We start from the raw sequence: 22,962 nt of genomic DNA on the forward strand, positions 1-22,962 counted from the left end.
CGCTCCCACATTCGCTTTTTGGGGATGAGCTATTCGCCCTTCGCCACGCCCCGCTGGGGATCATTGATCCATTCACTCCACGAGCCGGCATACAGCCGCCCCAAGGGGTACCCGGCCAGGCACAGGGCGAACAGGTTATGGCACGCCGTCACGCCGGAGCCGCAGTACGCCACCAGTTCGGTGGGCGAGCGCTCGCCCAGTTTTTCGGCGAAGCGTTGCTTGAGCTGGGCGGTCGGCAAGAAGCGTCCATCGGCGCCCAGGTTGTCAGTGAACGCGGCGCACTGGGCGCCAGGGATATGCCCGGCCACAGGGTCGATCGGCTCGACTTCGCCCTTGAAGCGCGGCAACGCCCGGGCATCCAGCAGGGTCATGGCCGACTCGCCGAGGCGTTGTTGCAGCGCTTGCGCATCGATCAACAAGCTCGCATCCGGCGCCCCCGTGAAAGTCCCACGACTGTGCTGCGGCGGATCCAGGCTCAAAGGCAAGCCGGCGGCATGCCAGGCCTTGAGCCCACCGTCGAGGATGAACACGCCATCGCGCTTGCCCAGCCAGGCCAACAACCACCAGGCCCGCGCGGCATAAGCGCCGGGGCCGTCGTCGTACAGCACGACGTCGCTGTCGTTATCGAGCCCCCAAGCCCTGAGGCGCTCGATCAAGGCCTCGGGCTCGGGCAGCGGATGGCGCCCGGTCACGCCTTTGGTCACTGGCCCGCTCAGGTCGCGCTCAAGGTCCGCGAACGACGCCCCGGCAATGTGGCCCTCGGCATAGCTGCGTTGGCCGTAATCCGAATCTTCCAGGGCAAAACGACAGTCGAGGATAACCAGCCCGGGCCGTGATCGCCGCTGTTCGAGGGTTGGGGGGCTGATGAGTTGCGCGATGGGCATGGTGAGCTCCTTTGGCTAAGTCGGGGATCGGTCCTACTGCCCTTCCTCCAGGGTCTGGGCCAGGGGGACGTAATATTCCTTGAACAGCGCATCCACCGCTTCGCGGGCCTGATCGGTCACGAAACCGGCTTCCAGCACCAGCACCTGATAGACGCCGCGCTTGATGGCCTGTTCGCTCAGGTGGCTGAAATTTTCCCGTGTGGTGCACAGGAACCGTACCCAGGACGTGAGGATGATCCAGGCATTGAGAGTCAGGGATTCGATCTGCACCCGGTCCATCTTCAGGATGCCGGCGGCAACGAAACCTTCGTAGATCGCGGTGCCGTGGATCAGGCAGCGCTGGGAAAACCGACGATAGCGGGCCGCAAGGTCCGGATCGCTGTCGAGCAGATGCTCCAGGTCCCGGTGCAGGAAGCGATAACGCCACATGGCCGCCAGCAGCTCCTGCAGGTAGAAGCGCTTGTCATCCACCGTGGCCGCCCGGCCCTGGGGCGGACGCAGGAAGCTGTCCACCAGGTTCTCGTATTCACTGAACAGCACGGCGATGATCGCCTGCTTGTTGGGGAAGTGGTAATAGAGATTGCCCGGGGACATGTCCATGTGGGCGGCGATGTGATTGGTGCTGACGCTGCGCTCACCCTGTTGGTTGAACAGCTCGAGGCTGTTCTGCACGATGCGCTCGCTGGTTTTCATTCGTGGGGCCATGGTTTGGGCTTTAATTCGACGAAGGCATTGATCGGCATCTTACGACCTATCGGTCACAGGAAAAACCCACAGCCGTTGCGGATGCCATTGACTTTCTAGAGTATAAGCTCTAGAAAACCCTCATTCTAATAACATCCGGTGCCTGACGATGCCTGCCGACGTTGCCTACCTGCACGAGTCTCAACAACAACTGGACGAACTGCGGTCGCTCTTCGATGCCCAGCGCCAGGCCTACGCTGCCCACCCAATGCCACCGGCCGAACAGCGCCGGCAATGGCTCAAGGCGCTGCGCGAGGTATTGAGCAACGAACGGCAAGCCTTGATCGACGCCATCAGCCAGGATTTCAGCCACCGCAGCGCCGACGAAACACTGTTGGCCGAGCTGATGCCGAGCCTGCACGGCATCCATTACGCCAGCCGGCACCTCCAGGGCTGGATGAAACCCTCCCGGCGCAAGGTGGGCATGGCCTTTCAACCGGCCTCAGCCAAAGTGATCTATCAGCCGGTGGGCGTGGTCGGGGTCATCGTGCCGTGGAACTACCCGCTGTTCCTGGCCATCGGGCCGCTGGTCGGGGCGTTGGCGGCGGGCAACCGGGTGATGCTCAAGCTCAGCGAATCGACACCGGCCACCGGCTTGCTGCTCAAGCAATTGCTCGCCCGGTTCTTCCCCCAGGACCTGGTGTGCGTGGTGCTCGGCGAGGCAGAGGTCGGCATGGCGTTTTCCAAGTTGCCCTTCGATCACCTGTTGTTCACCGGCGCCACCAGCATCGGCAAACATGTCATGCGGGCCGCCGCCGAAAACCTGACCCCGGTCACCCTGGAGCTGGGTGGCAAATCACCGGCCATCGTGTCGGTCGATGTCCCCATCAAGGACGCCGCCGAACGCATTGCCTTCGGCAAAACCCTGAATGCCGGGCAAACCTGTGTCGCCCCGGACTATGTGCTGGTGCCGCAGAACCGCGTCGGTGAGTTCGTCGAGGCGTATCGCGAGGCGGTGCGCAGGTTTTATCCGACCCTGGCGGACAACCCGGACTACACCGCCATCATCCACGAACGACAACTGGCGCGGCTCAATGGCTACATCAGCGACGCCACCGGCAAGGGCGCGTTGCTGATCGAGCTGTTCGAGCAAGGCCAGGGCCGCCGCATGGCCCACAGCCTGCTGCTCAACGTCAACGATGAGATGACCGTCATGCAAGACGAGATCTTCGGCCCGCTGCTGCCCATCGTGCCTTATGACCATCTGGACCAGGCGTTTGCCTACATCAATCAGCGTCCCCGCCCGCTGGCGCTCTACTACTTCGGCTACGACAAGGCCGAACAGCATCGCGTGCTCCATGAAACCCATTCCGGCGGCGTCTGCCTGAACGACACGCTGTTGCATGTCGCCCAGGATGACCTGCCGTTCGGCGGCATCGGGCCCTCGGGAATGGGGCATTACCACGGGCATGAAGGCTTCCTGACCTTCAGCAAGGCCAAGGGCGTGCTGACCAAACAGCGATTCAACGCGGCGAAGCTGATTTATCCGCCCTACGGCAAACCCTTGCAGAAACTGATTCAGAAGCTGTTTGTCCGCTGACGCGTGCCTGCCCGGGTGATCACAATCATGAACGCCAGCCTCACCGATACCCCCCCGCTGTCACGGCGCGGCCTGCTGAAATTCAGCCTCGGCGCCAGCGCCTTCCTGGCCACCGTCGGGCTGGGCGCCAGCCTGAGCGGCTGCTCGCCAAGCCAGCCGGCCGCCGGCCTGACGGCCCTGCGCGACAGCGACCTGGCGTTTTTACGCGCCGTCATCCCTGTGATGCTGGACGGCGCAGTGACCGTCGGGCAGATCCCTGCCGCCATTGACGCGACCCTGGGCAGCCTGGACAGAAGCCTGGCCCACCTGTCCCCCGCCATGCTCAAGCTCCTGCACCAGCTGTTCGATGTGCTCACGCTGGGCGTGACCCGCGGGCCACTGACCGGAGTCTGGGGCGCGTGGGAAAACGCCAGCGCCGATGACATCCGCCAGTTCCTCGCGCGATGGGAAAACAGTTCACTGGATCTGCTACAGCAAGGTCACTGCTCGTTGCTGCAATTGGTGATGATGGCCTGGTACACCCAATCCGAAGCCTGGGCGCATTGCGGGTATCCGGGGCCGCCAACGGTTTGACCAATTCAGAACCAACCCCTGTGGGAGCGAGCTTGCTCGCGATAGCGTCACATCAGCCACCGATCGATTGACTGACACACCGCTATCGCGAGCAAGCTCGCTCCCACAAGGGCCTATCGCACCCTCATAACAATAAGAGAGCCCAGAACATGCCCGTACCCGATCCCTTCCGCGAAGGCCTGGCCCGTGGCTGGACCACCTACAACGGCGCGCAGTTGACCGAGGACCTGACCCTGGAAGCCGACGTGGCCATCGTCGGCAGCGGTGCCGGTGGCGGCACCACGGCGGAAATCCTCAGTGCTGCCGGCTACCGGGTGCTACTGATCGAGGAAGGGCCGCTCAAGACCAGCCATGACTTCAAACTGCTCGAAGACCAGGCCTATAGCAGCCTGTACCAGGAAGGCCTCGGACGCATGAGCAAGGACGGCGCCATCACCATTCTCCAGGGCCGGGCCGTCGGTGGCACGACGCTGATCAATTGGACCTCCAGCTTCCGCACGCCCGACCAGACCCTCGATCACTGGGCCGCCGAGCACAACGTCAAGGGCCACAGCCGTGCTGAAATGGCGCCCTGGTTTGCACAGATGGAACAACGCCTGGGCGTGGCGCCGTGGCTGGTTCCGCCCAACGCCAACAACGACGTGATCCGCAAAGGCTGTGAACAATTGGGCTACGCCTGGCACGTCATCCCGCGCAACGTGCGCGGCTGCTGGAACCTGGGCTATTGCGGCATGGGTTGCCCGACCAACGCCAAGCAGTCGATGCTGGTCACCACCATCCCGGCCACACTGGACAAGGGTGGCGCGCTGCTTTACCTGGCGCGAGCCGAACGCCTGACGATCAAGAACGATGCCGTTGCCGGCCTTGAGTGCCAGGCCATGGACGAGCGCTGCGTGGCGCCCACCGGGCGGCGCATCACCGTCAAGGCGCGGCACTACGTGCTGGCGGGCGGCGGTATCAACAGTCCCGGCCTGCTGTTGCGCTCCGCTGCGCCAGACCCGCACGAACGTGTGGGCAAACGCACCTTCCTGCACTTGGTGAACATGTCCGCCGGGCAATTCGACGAGGTCATCAACCCGTTCTACGGTGCGCCGCAATCGATTTATTCGGATCACTTCCAATGGCAGGACGGAACCACCGGCAAGATGTCCTACAAGCTCGAAGTCCCGCCCTTGCACCCGGCGCTCGCCGCCACGCTGTTGGGCGGGTTCGGCCCCGAGAACGCCTTGCACATGTCCCGGCTGCCTCACACCCACGCCATGCTCGCGCTGCTGCGCGACGGTTTTCACCCGGACAGCCCCGGCGGCCGCGTCGAATTGCGCAGCGACGGCACGCCGGTGCTCGACTACCCCGTTTCGCCGTATGCCTGGGACGGCTTGCGCCGGGCCTTCCACAGCATGGCCGAAATACAATTCGCTGGCGGCGCCAAGGCGGTGATGCCCCTGCACAGCGACGCCCGCTACGTGAAGACCCTGGCCGAGGCCCGCACGCTGATCGACGGGCTTGACCTGGCCTTGTACCGCACGCGCCTGGGCAGCGCCCACGTGATGGGTGGCTGCGCCATGGGTGAAGACCCAAGAACCGCCGTCACCGACAGCCTGGGGCGCCATCACCAACTGGGCAACCTGTCGATCCATGACGGCTCGCTGTTCCCCACCAGCATCGGCGCCAACCCGCAATTATCGGTGTACGGGCTGACCGCACAATTGGCGACAGCCCTGGCCGAACGCCTGAAAAACCCATGAATATCCGGATTATTCGCAGCGTCTATAGTGCTTTCTTATCCAACAGCCGACTTGGCCGACCGAGAAGGCTGCGATACCATCCGACTCCCCAACGGACTCCCGCCAGGACGACGCGATGAACCGAGTGTTGTACCCAGGTACCTTCGACCCTATTACCAAGGGCCATGGCGATCTGGTCGAACGCGCCGCGCGCCTGTTCGACCACGTGATCATTGCCGTCGCCGCCAGCCCCAAGAAGAACCCGCTGTTCCCGCTGGAGCAACGTGTGGAACTGGCCCGCGAGGTCACCAAGCACCTGCCCAACGTGGAAGTGGTCGGCTTCTCGACGCTGTTGGCCCACTTCGCCAAGGAAAAGAACGCCAATGTGTTCCTGCGTGGCCTGCGTGCGGTCTCGGACTTCGAGTACGAGTTCCAACTGGCCAACATGAACCGCCAATTGGCACCGGACGTCGAGAGCCTGTTCCTGACGCCGTCGGAGCGCTACTCCTTCATTTCCTCGACCCTGGTCCGGGAAATCGCGGCGTTGGGCGGTGATATCACCAAGTTTGTCCACCCGGCCGTGGCCGATGCGCTGACCCTGCGCTTCAAGAAATGACCGGCAGGCGCTGCGAGCCACCTCGCAGCGCAACGCAGTCCATCGCGCCCGCGTGCACTGCGCTCGCCAATGCGGCACAATTGCGCCCATACGTTTTCAGATGCCCGGGCCCAACGCCCCGGCAGGAGCCTGCATGTCCCTGATCATCACCGACGACTGCATCAATTGCGACGTCTGCGAACCCGAATGCCCGAACGAGGCCATTTCCCAAGGCGAGGAGATCTACGTCATCGACCCGAACCTGTGCACCCAGTGCGTCGGCCACTACGACGAACCCCAGTGCCAGCAGGTTTGCCCGGTGGATTGCATCCCACTGGACGAGGCTCATCCGGAGACTGAAGAGCAGTTGATGGCGAAATATCGCAGGATTACTGGCAAGGCTTGAGCCAGAGTATTTCGTAGGGTCTGTGCCGGCCCTATCGCGAGCAAGCTCGCTCCCACAGGAGCTTTGCTTCAGGCACTAAACACAGCAGATCCCTGTGGGAGCGAGCTTGCTCGCGATGAGGCCAGCAGCAATACCCAAGATCCAGCTGCCCGCCTCACTCCTGCCGCTCAAACCCCTCCCCCACACACCCCAGGCACCGCACGAACGTCGCCCTGGCCGGGTCCACCACCAACGCCTTCCCCGCATCGCCGACCCCACCGCCCAGCGCGGTAAAGGGCAACGACACCACGAATGCGCCAGCCCCGATCACCGTAGCGGCGAGCAGCAGCGGGCGGGCGATCAGCAGGTCGCCGAGCATGGCGAAGGCCGGCGGATTCTGGATGGTGTAGCGCGGGTCGCCGCTGCCGCTGTTTGCCAGGGCAGGCAAACCGACACTCAGCAGCAGCGCTAGAACGACAGGTCGAAGCGGTTTCATCGGGCGATCCTTCGGCTAAATCAATATGACTACTGACTATAGACCGTCGGACGAATCAGCTCTGGCAGCGTGGGCACCAGACACTGGCGCGCTGGCCCAGGCGGATTTCCCGCAGCCCCGTGCCACAGACCTTGCACAACTCTCCGCCCCGGCCGTAGACGAACAGCTCCTGCTGGAAATAGCCGGGCTGGCCGTCCCCACCGATAAAATCCCGCAACGTGGTGCCGCCGCGCTCGATGGCATGGGCGAGGATGCGCTTGATCTCGATCGCCAACTTCAGGTAACGCGCCCGGGAAATGCCTCCGGCGGCCCGGCGCGGGTCGATACCGGCGGCGAACAGCGCCTCGGTCGCATAGATATTGCCCACGCCCACCACCACCGCGTTGTCCATGATGAACGGCTTGACCGCCATGGAACGCCCCCGCGACAGCTGGAACAACCGTTCGCCATCGAACAGGTCGGTCAGTGGCTCGGGACCGAGGCGAATCAACAGCTCGTGATTGAGCGGGTCGAGGCTCCAGAGCATCGCGCCGAAACGCCGAGGGTCGGTGTAGCGCAAGGCCAGGCCGGACTCCAGCTCGATGTCCACGTGCTCGTGCTTGAGGGCCGGCATGCCAACCTCCACCAGGCGCAAGTTACCGGACATGCCAAGATGGCTGATCAACGTGCCGACCTCGGCATTGATCAGCAGGTACTTGGCCCGCCGCTCCACCTGCACGATGCGCTGGCCCGAGAGCCGCACGTCGAGATCTTCCGGGATCGGCCAGCGCAGGCGGCGGTCACGGACCACCACGCGACTGACCCGCTGGCCTTCAAGATGGGGCGCGATACCGCGACGGGTGGTTTCGACTTCCGGCAGTTCTGGCATGAGGTTCTCGCGTCAGGCGACGCCGCGCACTCAACGAGAGGCGAGGTCGCGAATTTCCTGTTTCTGGGTCTGGAAGTCGTATTCCGACAAACCGATGTAGTCGAGCACCAGGCTCCCGACGCTATCCCACTCGTGGTCTTCGGCCTGGTTACCCAGAACCCGGTGGGACGCACAGATGTTCTCGGACATCTTCAGGATCGCCAGCAGGTTTTTCAGCTGGCTGTTGTTGCGTGAAGACTCGTCGCTGAAGACCGCCAGGGCGTTGTGGTGGTTGGCGATCGCCTGGCTGACGTGATCCGGCAGGCGCCAGGATTTGGAAGTGTAGTAACCGACCACCGCATGGTTGGTGTTGAACACACGGTTCTCGGTGTCCACCACCCGGCACTCGGCGCTGGCATTGGCGTAGGCCTCCTCCAGCACGCTCATGTAGTTGGTGAACTGCTTGAGCATCAACGGCACGCCACAGTCGTGGAACAACCCCAGGGCATAGGCCTCGTCACCGTTCTCCAGGCCGACACGCTTGGCCAGGGTCAGGCAGGTCATCGCCACGTCCTGGGCCGTATCCCAGAAGCGGTTCAGGGTGACGATGGTGTCATCGTGCAGCTCACCCTTGATCGACTGCGCATTGATCAGGTTGATGATCGAACGGCTGCCCAGCAGGTTCACCGCGCGCTGGATCGAGGTGATCTTATTGCGCAGGCCGTAATAGGGCGAGTTGACGATCTTGAGCAAGGCTCCCGAGAGCCCCGGGTCCTGGGAGATCAACTTGGCGATGGTCTCCAGGTCCGGGTCGGGCATGTACTGCTCCATCTGCAGATCCACCATGATCTGCGGCTGGGGCGGCACACTGATCCCTTGCAGGGACTGTTGGATCTGTTCGGCGGAAAGCTCTTTGGACATGAGTGCACACTCTGGGTCAGGCGGGGATTCTAACCCTTAAAGATGGATCCGATACACCGCCGGGTAGATCGGCGGAACTTTCCTTCAGGCATCGGCTTCGGACTTTACAGGGCCGACAGCCAAGCCTGCATACAGGCTTGAGTCGGCAGCCCAACCACTCAGCTTGAGGAGATTTTTCCATGTCTGGTTTCCTGAACAATAAACGTGTCGCCATCCTGGTGACCGACGGTTTTGAGCAGGCCGAACTGACCGGCCCCCAGCAGGCGCTGGAACAGGCCGGCGTCAAGGTGGACATCGTTTCGGCTCGCGAGGGCCAGGTCAAAGGCTGGAACCATGACCAGCCGGCCGACGACTTCCCGATCGACCTGACCTTCAAGGCCGCCAATGTCGAGCAGTACGACGCCGTGGTGCTCCCCGGTGGCGTGCAGAACTCCGACACCATCCGCATCGATCCCGACGCCCAGAAACTGGTCAAGGGCTTCGAGGCGGCGGGCAAGCCCATTGCGGTGATTTGCCATGGCGGCTGGTTGCTGGCGTCGAGCGGGCTGGTCAAGGGCAAGACCATGACCAGCTACAAGACCCTCAAGGATGACTTGGTCAACGCCGGCGCGAACTGGGTCGACCAGGAAGTGGTCAAGGACGGCACGTTGATCAGCAGTCGCCAGCCCGATGACATCCCGGCGTTCAACCGCGAGTTGCTCAGCGCGTTGTCCGCCTGAAGCCTGGGACGCTCTGCCCTGTAGGAGCTGGCGAAGCCTGCGATCTTCTGATCTTTCGCTTGGGAATTGTCCGGGGAAAGATCGCAGCCTCGTTGCACTCGACAGCTCCTACATCGCCACATGTCCAGCGCAAGCCCCGCCAAGGTTGCAACACGGTATACTCCCGCTCTTTTTTCCGGAGCGACGTCATGTCCCTGCCTAGCCTGCGCCTCAAAGCCAACGCCGACCGTCGCCTGCGCGCCGGCCACCTGTGGGTCTACAGCAACGAAATCGATGTGGCCGCCACGCCCCTGCACGGCTTCAAGGCCGGCGACCAGGCCATCCTCGAAGCCGCCGGCGGCAAGCCGTTGGGCATCGTTGCGATGAGCCCCAACAACCTGATCTGCGCCCGGCTGCTGTCCCGTGACGTGAAGCTGCCGCTGGACAAGTCCCTGCTGGTGCATCGCCTCAACGTGGCGTTGTCCCTGCGCGAGCGGCTGTTCGACAAACCGTTCTATCGCCTGGTCTACGGTGATTCCGACCTGTTGCCAGGCCTGGTGGTCGACCGTTTCGGCGACATCCTGGTGGTGCAGATCGCCTCGGCCACCATGGAAGCCCACAAGGACGACGTGATCGCCGCCCTGACCCAAGTACTCAAGCCCAGCGGCATCCTGTTCAAGAACGACTCCGCGGCCCGTGACGCCGAGGGCCTGAGCCGCTACGTCGAGACCGTGTTCGGCCTGGTGCCGGAATGGGTGGCCCTGGAAGAGAACGGCGTGAAGTTCGAAGCGCCGGTCATGGAAGGCCAGAAAACCGGCTGGTTCTACGACCACCGCATGAACCGCGCACGCCTGGCCCCGTACGCCAAGGGCAAGCGCGTGCTGGACCTGTTCAGCTACATCGGCGGCTGGGGCGTGCAAGCCGCGGCGTTCGGCGCCAGTGAAGTATTCTGCGTCGATGCCTCGGCCTTCGCCCTCGACGGTGTCGAGCGCAACGCCGCGTTGAATGGCTTCGCCGAAAAGCTGACCTGCATCGAAGGCGACGTGTTCGAAGCCCTGAAGGAGCTAAAGGCCAGCGAAGAACGTTTCGATGTGATCGTGGCCGACCCACCGGCCTTCATCAAGCGCAAGAAAGACCTGAAGAACGGCGAAGGCGCCTATCGCCGTCTCAACGAGCAAGCCATGCGCCTGCTCAGCAAGGACGGCATCCTGGTCAGCGCGTCGTGCTCGATGCACCTGCCCGAAGACGACCTGCAAAACATCCTGCTGACCAGCGCCCGTCATCTGGACCGCAACATCCAACTGCTCGAACGCGGCGGCCAGGGACCAGACCACCCGGTACACCCGGCCATCGCCGAGACCCGCTACATCAAGAGCATCACCTGCCGGTTGTTGCCCAACAGCTGACACCGGGCGGGGCCAGTGCCGCAGCGCTGCGCCCCGCGCACTCGAATCGCATTCTGATCGCGGCCTCGGCTGCGATTTTTTTTGCAGACCGAATAGGTTCGCAGGAGAACTCCCACGCAATTACCAGAACCTTCCTACTCAATCTCCCCCGCGCCCAGCGGGCATGACGCATTAGGATTGAAAGCGCCCCTCAGGTACGCCTTGGACCTCGTCAATGACTGATCCGCAAAATCGCCCGGCTGCCCGCAAACCGGCCACCGTCGGCTTGTTGCTGACGCTGACACTGCTCGGCGTCTTTCCCATCGATGTCGTGCTGCCCTCGTTCCCCGCCCTGTCCGAGCATTTTGAACGCTCATCGGCGGACATTGCCCTGTCTGTCAGCCTGTTCGCGATAGGGATTGCCCTTTCCCAGCTGCTGGTCGGCCCGCTCTCCGACGTCATGGGACGAAAAACCCTGCTGTTGATCGGGATCGCCGTTTCCGCCGTTGGAGCCGCCGGTTGCGTGCTCGCCGACGGTTACGGGGCCTTTCTGTTCTTGCGTGTCGTCCAGGCCCTGGGATGCGGTTGCTTCGTGCTGTCCCAAGCGCTGATCCAAGACCTGTTCACCGGTCGGGAACAGCAGCGCCTGCGAATCTTTCTGGTCACCTGCGGGGGGATTTTCATTTCCGTTTCGCCCCTGGCCGGCACCGGACTGCAAAGCTGGATGGGCTGGCGAGGCAGCTTCCTGGTGTTCATTGCCCTGGCCATCGGTGCATTCATCAGCGCCAGTCGTTTACTTCAACGCCCTGTGGCAGACAGCCGACCCAGGCGCCTGGACTTCATCGCATCCTATCGAAAGGTCTGCGGCGACTTCAGCTTCATGGCCTATTGGTTAACCTCGGCGCTGGCTTTTTCCTGCCATTTTTCGTTCATCGTCATCTCGCCGCTGGTCCTGATCGATCAGTTGCGCCTCTCCTCCGAGGCTTTTTCCCTGGCGCTGCTGGGCTATGGGCTGGCCTACATCGGCGGGGGCGCGGTAGCGTCCGCGCTGAGCAATCGAATCGATCCACAGACGCAAATCATCACGGGACTGGCCCTGATCCTCGCCGCAGGCCTCCTGATGCTGGGGCTTGCCAATCAACTGGGGTTGTCAGTCACCACCCTGTTGCTGCCCATGATCGTGTGCACCACCGGGACGACCATCGCCCGCGCAGCCGCCCACACCCAAGCCATGAACAGATTTCCCGAGCGGGCCGGCACATCCGCCTCCGCCGGCAGTGTGCTGATCTTCATCGTCGGCGGGCTGACCAGTGCCGCGATCAGCCTCACCCCGCTGGACTTGCAACTCACCCTGGCCCTGTGCCTGGTCTTGCTCAGCCTGCTGGGGCTGGCGCTCAATGCCCTGGTCCGGCAGCGTGACAGGGGGCTGTTGGCCGGCTGAACCCTGCCAGTCGTCATCCCGTGCACGACATTGGCGCCCGATCAGCGCTTTGCGTCATTTCATCCTGGCGCCAGCGGTGTAGAATCGTGGCATTCATCGCCATTCATCCCCGGCGGGTTTATGAGCTCATGCCGAGGCGCGCAGCGATCCTGCAAAGTCATCGGCCACTTCCGGACACACGGCCAAACCCGGGTGCTCCAGACGTCGACAGAAGCTCACTTCCCCATTGATACCTGATAAGTACCTGATTAGCCGCCCGGAGTGCTCCATGCCTGATTACCGCTCGAAAACATCCACCCATGGCCGCAACATGGCCGGCGCCCGTGCCTTGTGGCGTGCCACGGGGATGAAGGATGACGACTTCAAGAAGCCGATCATCGCCATTGCCAACTCCTTCACCCAGTTCGTACCCGGCCACGTCCACCTCAAGGACCTCGGCCAACTGGTTGCCCGGGAAATCGAACGCGTCGGCGGCGTTGCCAAGGAATTCAACACCATCGCCGTGGACGACGGCATCGCCATGGGCCACGACGGCATGCTGTATTCGCTGCCGAGCCGCGAGATCATCGCCGACTCCGTCGAATACATGGTCAACGCCCACTGCGCCGACGCCATCGTGTGCATTTCCAACTGCGACAAGATCACCCCAGGCATGCTCATGGCCGCCCTGCGCCTGAACATCCCGGTGATCTTCGTCTCCGGTGGCCCGATGGAAGCGGGCAAGACCAAGCTCGCCAGCCACGGCCTCGACCTGGTCGATGCCATGGTGATCGCCGCCGACTCCAGCGCCTCTGACGAGAAGGTTGCCGAATACGAGCGCAGCGCCTGCCCAACCTGCGGTTCGTGCTCCGGCATGTTCACCGCCAACTCGATGAACTGCCTGACCGAAGCCCTGGGCCTGGCCCTGCCGGGCAACGGTTCGACCCTGGCCACCCACAGCGATCGCGAGCAGTTGTTCCTGCAGGCCGGCCGGACCATCGTCGAGCTGTGCAAGCGCTACTACGGCGAAAACGACGAGTCGGTGTTGCCGCGCAACATCGCCAACTTCAAGGCGTTCGAGAACGCCATGACCCTGGACATCGCCATGGGCGGTTCCACCAACACCATCCTGCACTTGCTGGCCGCCGCCCAGGAAGCCGAGATCGATTTCGACCTGCGCGACATCGACCGCCTGTCCCGTCATGTGCCGCAACTGTGCAAGGTCGCGCCGAACATCCAGAAGTACCACATGGAAGATGTGCACCGCGCCGGCGGGATCTTCAGCATCCTCGGCTCCCTGGCCCGTGGCGGCCTGTTGCACACCGACCTGCCGACCGTGCACAGCAAGAGCATGGCCGAGGCCATCGCCAAGTGGGACATCACCCAGACCACCGACGAGGCCGTGCATCACTTCTTCAAGGCCGGCCCGGCGGGTATCCCGACGCAAACCGCGTTCAGCCAGTCGACCCGCTGGGAGACGCTGGACGACGACCGTGAAAACGGCTGCATCCGTAGCGTCGAGCACGCTTACTCCAAGGAGGGCGGCCTGGCCGTGCTCTACGGCAACATCGCCCTGGACGGCTGCGTGGTGAAAACCGCCGGCGTCGACGAGTCGATCCATGTCTTCGAAGGCAACGCCAAGATTTTCGAAAGCCAGGACAGCGCGGTGCGCGGCATCCTCGCCGACGAAGTGAAGGCCGGCGACATCGTGATCATTCGCTACGAAGGTCCGAAAGGCGGCCCGGGCATGCAGGAAATGCTCTACCCGACGTCCTACCTGAAGTCCAAAGGCCTGGGCAAAGCCTGCGCCTTGCTGACCGACGGTCGGTTCTCCGGCGGCACCTCGGGCCTGTCCATCGGCCACGCTTCGCCGGAAGCGGCGGCTGGCGGTGCCATCGGCCTGGTGCGCGATGGTGACAAGGTCCTGATCGACATTCCGAACCGCTCGATCAACCTGTTGATCAGCGACGAAGAACTGGCCGGGCGCCGCATCGAACAGGACAACAAGGGCTGGAAGCCGGTGGAAGTGCGTCCGCGCAAAGTCACCACGGCCCTCAAGGCCTACGCCCTGCTCGCCACCAGCGCCGATAAGGGTGCGGTGCGTAACAAGGCGATGCTTGACGGCCTGTAAGCGTCGTTCGTTGCAATAAAAAATGCCCCGCCAAGTGCGGGGCATTTTTTTGCGATGAGCGCAAATCCTGAGCACACCGACAATCGAATGTGGGAGCGAGCTTGCTCGCGATGGCGGTGTGTCAGCCAACAAGGATGCTGCTGAGCCGACGCCATCGCGAGCAAGCTCGCTCCCACAAGGGGGTGGGGCTTACTGGATATCTTCCGGCTTGACGATCACCCAGTTCTTGTCCGCCGTCACCGGCAGTCCTTCCTTGGCCTGGGCCGCGGCGTGCTTGGCCATCATGCCGTTGATCTGGGTCATGTACTTGTCCTTGCGGTTGACCCACAGGTGGATGCCGCCCTTGGCCACGTCCACATCGTGGAACAGCATGTAGCCGTCACTGCTCGGCGTGTCGCCGCCCACCAGCACCGGTTTTTTCCATTCGTCGATGTACGTCAGGATCGCCGCGTGCTTGCCGGCCATCCAGGTCGCCGGGGTCCAAAGGTAAGGCGTGTATTCCAGATCAAGGTTGGCCTTCTCGTCATATTTGCCCGCGGTGATCTGCTTGCGGGCGGTGGTCAGTTCGCCGGTCTTGCGGTCCTTGAGCAACGTGGTCACGCCGATCACGTTCTGCGGCTTGAGGTTGTAGCCGTATTTCGGGTCCGCGGCGACCATGCGTACCAGCTCTTCGGAAGCGGCGGTCATGACATAGACCTCAATGCCGTTTTCCATCAGTTTGTTGTACAGCTCGGCCTGGCCGGTGAAGACTTTCGGCGGGTTGACGTTGTACTGCACCACCTTGTCGCCATCGTAATAGGTGGTCGGCACCGGCTTGCCGGACGCCATCAGCTCATCGACATAGCCCTTGAGCTCCTTGAGCGTGAAGCCCGAGAACACCTGGGCCACCCACGGGTAGCAGACCATGTCGTCCACTTCGCACAGGCGGTAGTAGTAGCTGAACAGGCTTTCCTTGTGATCGGCCGTGTCCTTGAACGGCATCAGCTTCAAGGACGGGTCCAGGCTTTCGCGGGTGATGAGGCCCTTGTTCTCCATGAACGGCAGCAACGATTCCTCAAGGTCGTAGCGGTAACTGGTGTTGTCCATGTCGAACACCGCATAGTTACCCTTGTTGGCATTGGCCGCGATCATCGCGTCCAGGGCCTTGGCCTGTTCCGCCGGCCAGTGCTTGAGTTCGGTGGCGAGCACCTGGCCGGCCAGGCCAAGACTCAAGGCGACAGCGAGAAAACGAGGTGCGAGTTTCATCGGCATTTCTCCCGGGTTCAAAGAATCCGACGCTAACAAATGCTTGTGACAGTCCTCGCCTGTGGGCGACCGCTTACATCTTGATCACGCCAGTCGCGTATCCGTAAACGTCACTGCCTTATTCCATAAACGACAATCTACATGCTTTTTTAGTATTAATTCATTAGTTATCAGGCTGTTAGGCTCCCCGGCTCGCAGTCGCGGCTTCAGGCGACTGGCTAAAGTCTGATGGAGCTCTTTTGATGAATCTGCCGCTGATCCTCAATCTGCTGGTATTCCTCGCCCTGCTGTTCGGCCTGGCGCAAACCCGTCATAGCACTTGGAGCCTGGCCAGGAAAGTGCTGCTGGCACTGGTGCTGGGCGTGGTGTTCGGTATCGCCCTTCACACGATTTATGGCGCCGGCAACCCGGTGCTCAAGGCCTCGATCGGCTGGTTCGACCTGGTGGGCAACGGCTACGTGCAATTGCTGCAAATGATCGTGATCCCGCTGGTCTTCGCGTCGATCCTCAGCGCCGTGGCCCGCCTGCATAACGCCTCGTCCCTGGGCAAGATCAGCTTCCTGACCATTGGCACGCTATTGTTCACCACCGCCATCGCCGCGCTGATCGGCATCGGCCTGACCAACCTGTTCGGCCTCACCGCCGAAGGCCTGGTGGCCGGCACCCAGGAATTGGCGCGCCTGCAAGTGATCCAGAGCGACTACGCCGGCAAGGTCGCCGACCTGAACATCCCGCAACTGCTGCTTTCGTTCATTCCGCAGAACCCCTTTGCCGACCTGGCGCGGGCCAAGCCGACGTCGATCATCAGCGTGGTGATCTTCGCCGCGTTCCTCGGTGTCGCGGCGTTGCAGTTGCTCAAGGATGACGTGGAGAAAGGCCAGAAAGTGATCAACGCCATCGACACCCTGCAAAGCTGGGTGACGCGCCTGGTGCGCCTGGTGATGAAGCTGACGCCGTACGGTGTGCTGGCGCTGATGACCAAGGTGGTGGCCGGCTCCAACCTGCAGGACATCATCAAGCTCGGCAGCTTTGTCGTGGTGTCGTACCTCGGCCTGGGGCTGATGTTCGTGGTCCATGGCCTATTGGTGTCCGCTGCCGGGATCAACCCGCTGCGCTTCTTCCGCAAGATCTGGCCAGTGCTGACCTTCGCCTTCACCAGCCGCTCCAGCGCGGCCACCATCCCGTTGAGCATCGAGGCCCAGACCAGCCGCCTCGGCATCCCACGGGCGATTGCCAGCTTCAGCGCCTCGTTCGGCGCCACCATCGGCCAGAACGGTTGCGCCGGCCTTTATCCAGCCATGCTGGCGGTGATGGTCGCGCCGACCGTGGGCATCAACCCGCTGGATCCGGTCTGGATCGCGACGCTGGTGGCGATCGTGACGTTGAGTTCAGCCGGGGTGGCCGGGGTCGGTGGCGGCGCGACGTTCGCCGCACTGATCGTGCTGCCGGCCATGGGCTTGCCGGTCGCGCTGGTGGCCTTGCTGATTTCCGTCGAGCCCTTGATCGACATGGGCCGTACCGCGTTGAACGTCAGTGGCTCGATCACCGCCGGGGCGATTACCAGCCAGGTGATGCAGCAGACTGACAAGGCCTTGCTCGATGCCGAGGAGCATGGGGAGTTGGTGCAGGCTTGATGGGTGGCACCTGAACGATCGCTATCGCGAGCAAGCTCGCTCCCACACTGAATCTTCAGTGGACACAGTATTGGTGATCACTGGCAATCCATGTGGGAGCGAGCTTGCTCGCGATGCTTTTAAAGCTTTTCCCACACTTCGAAGCTGTAGGCCGGCTTGTCCCCTTCCGCCGGGTTCGGCTGGTTCGAGACCAGCTCCCACTGGGTCGAATCAAATTCCGGAAACCAGGCATCCCCCTCCGGACTCAGCGCCACGCGGGTCAGGTACAGTCGATCCGCCTGCGCCAGGGCTTGGGCGTACAGCTGGGCGCCGCCGATCAACATCAGTTCATCGACGCCCTGCTCCAGGGCCCACGCCTCGGCTCGCGCCACCGCGGCCTCCAGGGTGGAAAACACTTCCGCGCCCTCCAGCACCAGGTCCGGCTGGCGACTGACCACGATGTTCAGGCGCCCGGGCAGCGGTCGGCCAAGGGAATCCCAAGTCTTGCGCCCCATGATGATCGGCTTGCCCAAGGTGGTGGCCTTGAAGTATTTGAAATCCCCCGGCAGGTGCCAGGGCATGCTGTTGTCGACGCCGATCACGCGGTTTTCACCGAGGGCTGCGATCAGGCTTAAGGGGAGAGTTTTTTTCATGGCCGCGAGGATACCAGAGGCCCGGCGTACCCCGACAGGCATCACAGCGGTTATGCTCAACCCTCATTCGAGCAACGGAAGCCCCCGTGACAGCACTGCAGAACCTCTGGTTGACCGAGACGATCCGCCTGCGTGAAGAACACGCCGGCCCCCTCGAGGACCAGGAAGCCAATCGCCTGGCCCGCGCGGCGGGCGGCGATCTCTCCACCCGCATCCGCCACCGCGCCCGCTGGCTGGCCGAGCGCGATGGCCTCACCCAAGCCCTGCGCCATTGGCTGCAAGGGGCGCGCCTGGCGCTGATCGTGCTGGCGGTGCTCGCCATCGTCAGCGGCGCCGGCCTCGGGTTCGCCGCCCTCGGCGATGGGCAAACACCGGTCAATGTGTTCTGGGCACTGGGCAGTCTTCTGGGACTGAACCTGATCCTGCTCGTCGGTTGGGTCCTGGGCCTGATCTTCGCGGGCGAGCAAGGTGCAGCGCTGGGGCGCCTGTGGCTGTGGCTCAGCGAAAAACTCGCCCGCGATGCCAAGGCCGCCCAACTGGCACCGGCCCTGCTGCTGTTGCTGCAACGGCACAAACTCAATCGCTGGGCCCTCGGTGCGCTGGTCAATGGCGTGTGGCTGCTGGCGATGCTCAGCGCGCTGGTCATCCTGCTGATGCTGATGGCGACCCGGCGCTATGGCTTTGTCTGGGAAACCACCCTCCTCGGCAGCGAGACCTTCGTCGCCATGACCCGAGGCCTCGGCGCGCTGCCAGCCCTGTTGGGCTTCAGTGTGCCGTCCGTGGAGATGATCCGCGCCAGCGGCGACGGCGCCCTGGACATCGAGAGCGCCCGCCAGGCCTGGGCCGCCTGGCTGGTCGGCGTGCTGCTGGTCTATGGCGTGCTGCCGCGCCTGGGCCTGGCGTTGCTGTGCCTGTGGCGCTGGCGACGCGGTCGCGCCACATTGCACCTGGATTTGAACCTGCCGGGCTACGCCCAATTGCGTGAACGGCTGATGCCCAGCAGCGAACGCCTGGGCGTCAACGACGCCGCGCCCGCGCAGTTGCACCCCATCGAAAGTGCCGTCGGTGCGATGGACAGCGACGGCGCGCTGCTGGTGGCGATCGAACTGGACGATCGGCCCTGGCCACCGAAACTGCCCGACACCGTGAAAAGCGCCGGCATCCTCGACAGCCGCGAGTCGCGCCACAAACTCCTGGAGCAACTGTCGCGCTTTCCACCCGCACGCCTGGCCATTGCCTGTGACCCCCGCCGTTCACCGGACCGCGGCAGCCTGGCGTTGATCGCCGAGCTGGCCCGCAGTGCCAGCGCCACCCGCGTCTGGCTGTTGCAGGCCCCGCTCGGCGAAGCCCTGGACGCCGAACGCCTGGGCGACTGGCACAACGCACTGCAACAGTTGCAACTGCCCTTCGCCGACTGCATGCCCTTGAACTGGCTGGAGACCGGCCATGACTGACCCCATGAAGCCGCTGAAGCTGGCCGTGGTCGGCCACACCAACGTGGGCAAGACTTCGCTGCTGCGTACCTTGACCCGCGACGTCGGCTTCGGTGAGGTGTCCCACCGTCCGAGCACCACCCGGCACGTCGAGGGCGCACGTTTGTCGGTGGACGGCGAAGCGCTGCTGGAACTGTACGACACGCCGGGCCTGGAAGACGCCATCGCCCTGCTCGATTACCTCGAGCGCCTGGAGCGCCCTGGCGAACGCCTGGACGGCCCGGCGCGCCTGGCTCGCTTCCTCGAGGGCAGCGAGGCGCGGCAACGCTTCGAACAGGAAGCCAAGGTGCTGCGGCAACTGCTCGCCAGCGACGCCGGGCTGTATGTGATCGACGCCCGTGAGCCGGTGCTGGCCAAGTACCGCGATGAATTGGAAGTCCTCGCCAGTTGTGGCAAACCGCTGCTGCCGGTGTTGAATTTCGTCAGCAGCGCCCACCATCGCGAGCCCGACTGGCGTGAAGCCCTGGCGCGATTGGGGCTGCACGCCCTGGTGCGCTTTGACAGCGTCGCCCCGCCCGAGGACGGCGAGCGGCGCCTCTATGAAAGCCTCGCGTTGTTGCTGGAAAGCGCCCGTGGGCAACTGGAGCGACTGGTCGCCGACCAACAGGCCCAACGCCTGGCCCGCCAGCAGAGCGCGGCGCGCTTGATCGCCGAATTGCTGATCGACTGCGCTGCCTGCCGACGCAGCGTGGCCAATGATGCCGAGCTGGAACGCGAGGCCATCAGTGAGCTGCGCAACGCGGTGCGTCAGCGCGAACAGCGCTGCGTCGAAGCCCTGCTCAAGCTCTACGCGTTTCGCTCCCAGGACGCTGCCGCCAGCGACCTGCCGCTGCTCGACGGACGCTGGGGCGATGATTTGTTCAACCCTGAAACCCTCAAGCAACTGGGCGTACGCGTCGGCGGCGGAATCGCGGCAGGGGCGGCGGCCGGTGCCGGCGTGGACTTGCTGGTGGGCGGCCTGACCCTCGGTGCCGCCGCCCTGGCCGGGGCCATTGTCGGCGGCACCCTGCAAACCGCCCGCAGCTACGGCAACCGGCTGATGGGCAAGCTCAAGGGGCAACGGGAACTGACGGTGGACGATGGCGTGCTGCGCCTGCTGGCCTTGCGCCAACGACAATTGCTGCAAGCCCTCAACCTGCGCGGCCACGCGGCGATGGACAGCATCCGCATCGCCACGCCCCAAGACAAGACCTGGCGCGAAGGCAAGCTGCCCGACGCCCTGAACAAGGCCCGGGCGCACCCACAATGGTCATCCCTCAATCCCCAGGCGCGGTTGAGCCAGGCAGAACGCCAGGAGCTGATCGAGCAGTTGGCTGAGCAGCTCTAGACATCCCCTGCCTGAACCGGAGATAAGGTGGACACAGTTTGTGGCGAGGGGATTTATCCCCGCTGGGCTGCGCAGCAGCCCCAAAACCTGGCACCTCGGTTTGTCAGGTCAATAGCGTTCAACCATTTTGGGGGCGCTTCGCACCCCAACGGGGATAAATCCCCTCACCACAAAAAAGCAGCGCTGCCCCGTAGTCAGTCGTTGTTCAAGGCCTTGAGGGCCGCCGCCGCTTCAGCCAACTCCAGCTCACTGAACACTTGCACCCCATGGCGCTTGAGCAACGCCGCCGTCACGCCTTCGCCACTGACCTTCACACCGCTGAACGTCCCGTCATAGGTCAGCAGATTGCCGCACGACGGGCTGTTGGCCTTGAGCACGGCGATACGGATGCCGTGTTCACGCACCTGTTCCAGCGCTTGATACGCGCCCGACAAAAACTGCGCACTGACATCTTCACCGTCGGTAGTGATCACGGCTGCGTGGCCGTCGAGCACTTGCCCGCCCTGCCCGCCGGGAATCTCCGCCGCCGCCCGGGGCGTGGGCAGGCCGCCGGCGACTTCCGGGCACAGCGCCACGATCCGGCCTTCGTCGAGCCAGTGCCGGAGTTGATCGTACGGCCCGCTGGCACCGCCGTCGTAGCGCACGCGATGGCCGAGCAGGCAGCGACTGACCAGGATCTTTTCCATCGTCAGAACAACTCGTTGCCGCGGCGTCGGAACCACCCCGTCAAGGACAGGCGATCCCGGGTGGCCGGCAGTACTTCATGGGGGATGTCGCCCGACAGGAACACCACCAGGCAACCGCCGGTGGGCACCACGTCACGCTCCACGCCATCCTCCAGATACATGCGCAACTGGCCGCCATGCTCCGGCAGCCAATCGTCATTGAGGTAGAGCACCGCAGACACCGCGCGTCGGTCGTCATCGCGGAAGCGGTCGACGTGCTTGAGGTAGAACGCACCGGGCGGGTACAGGGCGAAATGACTTTCGAAATCCTCCAACCCCAGGAACAACCCGCGATTCATCGCCTCGCGCAGGCTGTCCATCAGCCCCAGGTAACGGTCGCAGGCTTGCGCCTGGCCGGGTTCGATCCACTGGATGCGATCACCGCGAATGCCTTCGCGAATCTCCGAGAACGGCCCGCGTCCGACCGCTGCCGGAGCCAGCTCACCCTCGGCGGCACGCTGGCGGCATTCGGCCGCCAGGGCACGGGTCAGCGCGTCCGGCAGGAAGAGGTTCTGCTGCGACCAGCCGCGCTCGGCCAGGTCGTCGACGATACGTAACAGCAGCGGGTGATCAGAAGGTATTCGCATGGCGCGCATAGTATGCCTGTGCCTGCAAAACCGACAGCGCCACGCAGCGGCTTCGCTGCGTCGGATAGCACCACCGTAGGAACTTGATACGAATTCTCGACAAGACCCCACACCCCACGGAGAATAGTCGGCTGCTGACAGGAGTCCCTATGCGCCGTTTGCTTTTCTCACTGTTGATGTTCTGCGTTTTGCCCGCCTGGGCAGACAGCTACGACCAGTTGTACAAGGTCGCCGGCTGGCCGGAACAGCGGGCGCATTTCAATGATGCCTTGAGCGCCGCCCAGCAGCGCTATCAGAGCAGCCTGCCGCCGGCGGTGTTCCAGGCGCTGGTCAACAACAGCAATCAACGTTTCGCCCCCCAGGCCATGGACCAGCGGGCCGAGGCGCAATTACGCAGCAAGCTTCGAGACCCGAACCCGGCCCTGGCCTTTTTCCAGTCGCCCTTGGGCCGCAAGGTCGTGGCGGCCGAGTTGCTGGCGACCCGGCGCGATCAATTGGCGAAAAACGCCAAGGGCCTGCCGAAGATGCAAGCCAGCGACAACCGCCTGTTGATCATCGGCCACCTGGCCCAGGCTCTGCCCGCCCGCGAAGCCGGCGCCGAAGTCAGCCTGGCGATCGCCGGCGTGGCGGCCGACAGCCTGAGTTCGATGATCCCCGGCCTGCTGGGGGCCGGCCAGGCCCAAGGCATGCTCAACGGCCAGCGCCAGCGACTGATGGAGCAGATCGGCGCGGACCTCAACAACACGTTGTTGTACGTCTACCGTGACTTGTCGGATACCGAGCTGGAAGAGTTCGCCACCTTCGCCGAATCGGCCGAGGGCCAGGCTTACTATCAGGCCGCCCTGGCGGCGATTCGGGCGGGGTTGGCGGTGGGGCAGAATCTGGGGCAGTAGATAGAACTCCAGTGCCTGGGATTACGCCATCGCGAGCAGGCTCGCTCCCACATTGGATCGTGGCCGGTCGCAATATTCGATTT

22 protein-coding genes are annotated in these 22,962 nt (G+C 63.6%); 13 read left to right on the plus strand and 9 right to left on the minus strand.

The genetic code is table 11. The annotated features are described in order from the left end of the window. Positions 1-29: 29 nt before the first annotated feature. Both BLU85_RS20605 and BLU85_RS20610 read right to left on the minus strand, forming a co-directional pair. Positions 30-884 carry a sulfurtransferase gene (locus BLU85_RS20605; RefSeq protein ID WP_092203102.1) on the minus strand — a complete coding sequence of 285 codons (855 nt, stop codon included), beginning with the start codon at positions 882-884 and terminating at the stop codon, positions 30-32. A gap of 33 nt (positions 885-917) precedes the next feature. Further along, entirely contained in the window at positions 918-1,589 is a 672-nt protein-coding gene (locus BLU85_RS20610; protein ID WP_060740184.1) for a TetR/AcrR family transcriptional regulator, read from the minus strand. A gap of 148 nt (positions 1,590-1,737) precedes the next feature. Between BLU85_RS20610 and BLU85_RS20615 the strand changes: the two genes are divergently transcribed. The 5 genes from BLU85_RS20615 (at position 1,738) to BLU85_RS20635 (ending at position 6,466) form a co-directional block, all read left to right on the plus strand. Beyond that, positions 1,738-3,168, plus strand: a complete 1,431-nt coding sequence (locus BLU85_RS20615; RefSeq protein WP_092203104.1) for a coniferyl aldehyde dehydrogenase — start codon at positions 1,738-1,740, stop codon at positions 3,166-3,168. 27 nt (positions 3,169-3,195) lie between these two features. Then, on the plus strand, positions 3,196-3,741 hold the full coding sequence (locus BLU85_RS20620; protein ID WP_092203106.1) for a twin-arginine translocation pathway signal protein: 546 nt from the start codon (positions 3,196-3,198) through the stop codon (positions 3,739-3,741). A gap of 149 nt (positions 3,742-3,890) precedes the next feature. Next, positions 3,891-5,486 carry a GMC family oxidoreductase gene (locus tag BLU85_RS20625; protein ID WP_092203108.1) on the plus strand — a complete coding sequence of 532 codons (1,596 nt, stop codon included), beginning with the start codon at positions 3,891-3,893 and terminating at the stop codon, positions 5,484-5,486. A 115-nt stretch (positions 5,487-5,601) separates the two neighbouring features. Next, complete coding sequence (gene coaD, locus BLU85_RS20630) at positions 5,602-6,081, plus strand: pantetheine-phosphate adenylyltransferase (RefSeq protein ID WP_003177462.1); 480 nt, start codon at positions 5,602-5,604, stop codon at positions 6,079-6,081. A gap of 133 nt (positions 6,082-6,214) precedes the next feature. Continuing rightward, complete coding sequence (locus tag BLU85_RS20635) at positions 6,215-6,466, plus strand: YfhL family 4Fe-4S dicluster ferredoxin (RefSeq protein ID WP_009683359.1); 252 nt, start codon at positions 6,215-6,217, stop codon at positions 6,464-6,466. A gap of 154 nt (positions 6,467-6,620) precedes the next feature. Here BLU85_RS20635 and BLU85_RS20640 read toward each other — a convergent pair whose 3' ends face one another. Genes BLU85_RS20640 through BLU85_RS20650 form a run of 3 tightly spaced genes read right to left on the minus strand, consistent with a single transcriptional unit; the run spans position 6,621 to position 8,655 of the window. Further along, positions 6,621-6,941, minus strand: coding sequence for a hypothetical protein (locus BLU85_RS20640; RefSeq protein WP_060740179.1), 321 nt, complete (start codon positions 6,939-6,941; stop codon positions 6,621-6,623). Between the two features lie 55 nt (positions 6,942-6,996). Continuing rightward, positions 6,997-7,809 (minus strand): bifunctional DNA-formamidopyrimidine glycosylase/DNA-(apurinic or apyrimidinic site) lyase, encoded by an 813-nt coding sequence (gene mutM / locus BLU85_RS20645; protein WP_053188961.1) that lies wholly within the window; start codon positions 7,807-7,809, stop codon positions 6,997-6,999. A gap of 30 nt (positions 7,810-7,839) precedes the next feature. Next, positions 7,840-8,655: an HDOD domain-containing protein gene (locus tag BLU85_RS20650; RefSeq protein WP_170847612.1), complete on the minus strand. Its 816-nt coding sequence runs from the start codon at positions 8,653-8,655 to the stop codon at positions 7,840-7,842. Between the two features lie 233 nt (positions 8,656-8,888). Here BLU85_RS20650 and BLU85_RS20655 point away from each other — a divergent pair, with 233 nt between their 5' ends. The 4 genes from BLU85_RS20655 (at position 8,889) to ilvD (ending at position 14,343) form a co-directional block, all read left to right on the plus strand. Beyond that, on the plus strand, positions 8,889-9,428 hold the full coding sequence (locus BLU85_RS20655; RefSeq protein WP_092203112.1) for a type 1 glutamine amidotransferase domain-containing protein: 540 nt from the start codon (positions 8,889-8,891) through the stop codon (positions 9,426-9,428). Positions 9,429-9,616: 188 nt separating this feature from the next. Beyond that, positions 9,617-10,813, plus strand: coding sequence for a class I SAM-dependent rRNA methyltransferase (locus BLU85_RS20660; protein ID WP_092203114.1), 1,197 nt, complete (start codon positions 9,617-9,619; stop codon positions 10,811-10,813). A 214-nt stretch (positions 10,814-11,027) separates the two neighbouring features. Continuing rightward, positions 11,028-12,233: an MFS transporter gene (locus BLU85_RS20665; protein WP_092203116.1), complete on the plus strand. Its 1,206-nt coding sequence runs from the start codon at positions 11,028-11,030 to the stop codon at positions 12,231-12,233. 268 nt (positions 12,234-12,501) lie between these two features. Next, on the plus strand, positions 12,502-14,343 hold the full coding sequence (gene ilvD / locus BLU85_RS20670; protein ID WP_072405931.1) for a dihydroxy-acid dehydratase: 1,842 nt from the start codon (positions 12,502-12,504) through the stop codon (positions 14,341-14,343). Between the two features lie 189 nt (positions 14,344-14,532). Here the strand turns inward: ilvD and BLU85_RS20675 are convergent, their stop codons facing one another. After that, positions 14,533-15,588 carry an HAD family hydrolase gene (locus tag BLU85_RS20675; RefSeq protein ID WP_092203118.1) on the minus strand — a complete coding sequence of 352 codons (1,056 nt, stop codon included), beginning with the start codon at positions 15,586-15,588 and terminating at the stop codon, positions 14,533-14,535. A gap of 242 nt (positions 15,589-15,830) precedes the next feature. Between BLU85_RS20675 and BLU85_RS20680 the strand changes: the two genes are divergently transcribed. Next, the gene (locus BLU85_RS20680; RefSeq protein WP_092203120.1) at positions 15,831-17,222 is read left to right on the plus strand and encodes an L-cystine transporter; all 1,392 of its coding nucleotides are present in this window, start codon (positions 15,831-15,833) and stop codon (positions 17,220-17,222) included. A gap of 119 nt (positions 17,223-17,341) precedes the next feature. Here the strand turns inward: BLU85_RS20680 and BLU85_RS20685 are convergent, their stop codons facing one another. Then, entirely contained in the window at positions 17,342-17,854 is a 513-nt protein-coding gene (locus BLU85_RS20685; protein WP_092203287.1) for a dihydrofolate reductase, read from the minus strand. A gap of 86 nt (positions 17,855-17,940) precedes the next feature. On the opposite strand from BLU85_RS20685, the gene BLU85_RS20690 reads away from it, so the two are divergent. Both BLU85_RS20690 and BLU85_RS20695 read left to right on the plus strand, forming a co-directional pair. Continuing rightward, positions 17,941-19,308 carry a DUF2868 domain-containing protein gene (locus tag BLU85_RS20690; RefSeq protein ID WP_092203122.1) on the plus strand — a complete coding sequence of 456 codons (1,368 nt, stop codon included), beginning with the start codon at positions 17,941-17,943 and terminating at the stop codon, positions 19,306-19,308. Then, on the plus strand, positions 19,301-20,674 hold the full coding sequence (locus BLU85_RS20695) for a GTPase/DUF3482 domain-containing protein (protein ID WP_092203124.1): 1,374 nt from the start codon (positions 19,301-19,303) through the stop codon (positions 20,672-20,674). The genes BLU85_RS20690 and BLU85_RS20695 overlap by 8 nt, the downstream gene beginning before the upstream one ends. A gap of 194 nt (positions 20,675-20,868) precedes the next feature. Here BLU85_RS20695 and BLU85_RS20700 read toward each other — a convergent pair whose 3' ends face one another. Continuing rightward, the gene (locus BLU85_RS20700) at positions 20,869-21,360 is read right to left on the minus strand and encodes a 2-thiouracil desulfurase family protein (RefSeq protein ID WP_092203126.1); all 492 of its coding nucleotides are present in this window, start codon (positions 21,358-21,360) and stop codon (positions 20,869-20,871) included. Positions 21,361-21,362: 2 nt separating this feature from the next. Further along, positions 21,363-21,995: a 2OG-Fe(II) oxygenase gene (locus BLU85_RS20705; protein ID WP_092203128.1), complete on the minus strand. Its 633-nt coding sequence runs from the start codon at positions 21,993-21,995 to the stop codon at positions 21,363-21,365. 140 nt (positions 21,996-22,135) lie between these two features. Between BLU85_RS20705 and BLU85_RS20710 the strand changes: the two genes are divergently transcribed. Then, positions 22,136-22,879, plus strand: a complete 744-nt coding sequence (locus BLU85_RS20710; RefSeq protein WP_092203131.1) for a DUF2059 domain-containing protein — start codon at positions 22,136-22,138, stop codon at positions 22,877-22,879. The last annotated feature ends 83 nt before the right edge of the window (positions 22,880-22,962 follow it).

Source organism: Pseudomonas sp. NFACC14 (assembly GCF_900106885.1).
Lineage (GTDB): Bacteria > Pseudomonadota > Gammaproteobacteria > Pseudomonadales > Pseudomonadaceae > Aquipseudomonas > Aquipseudomonas fluorescens_AA.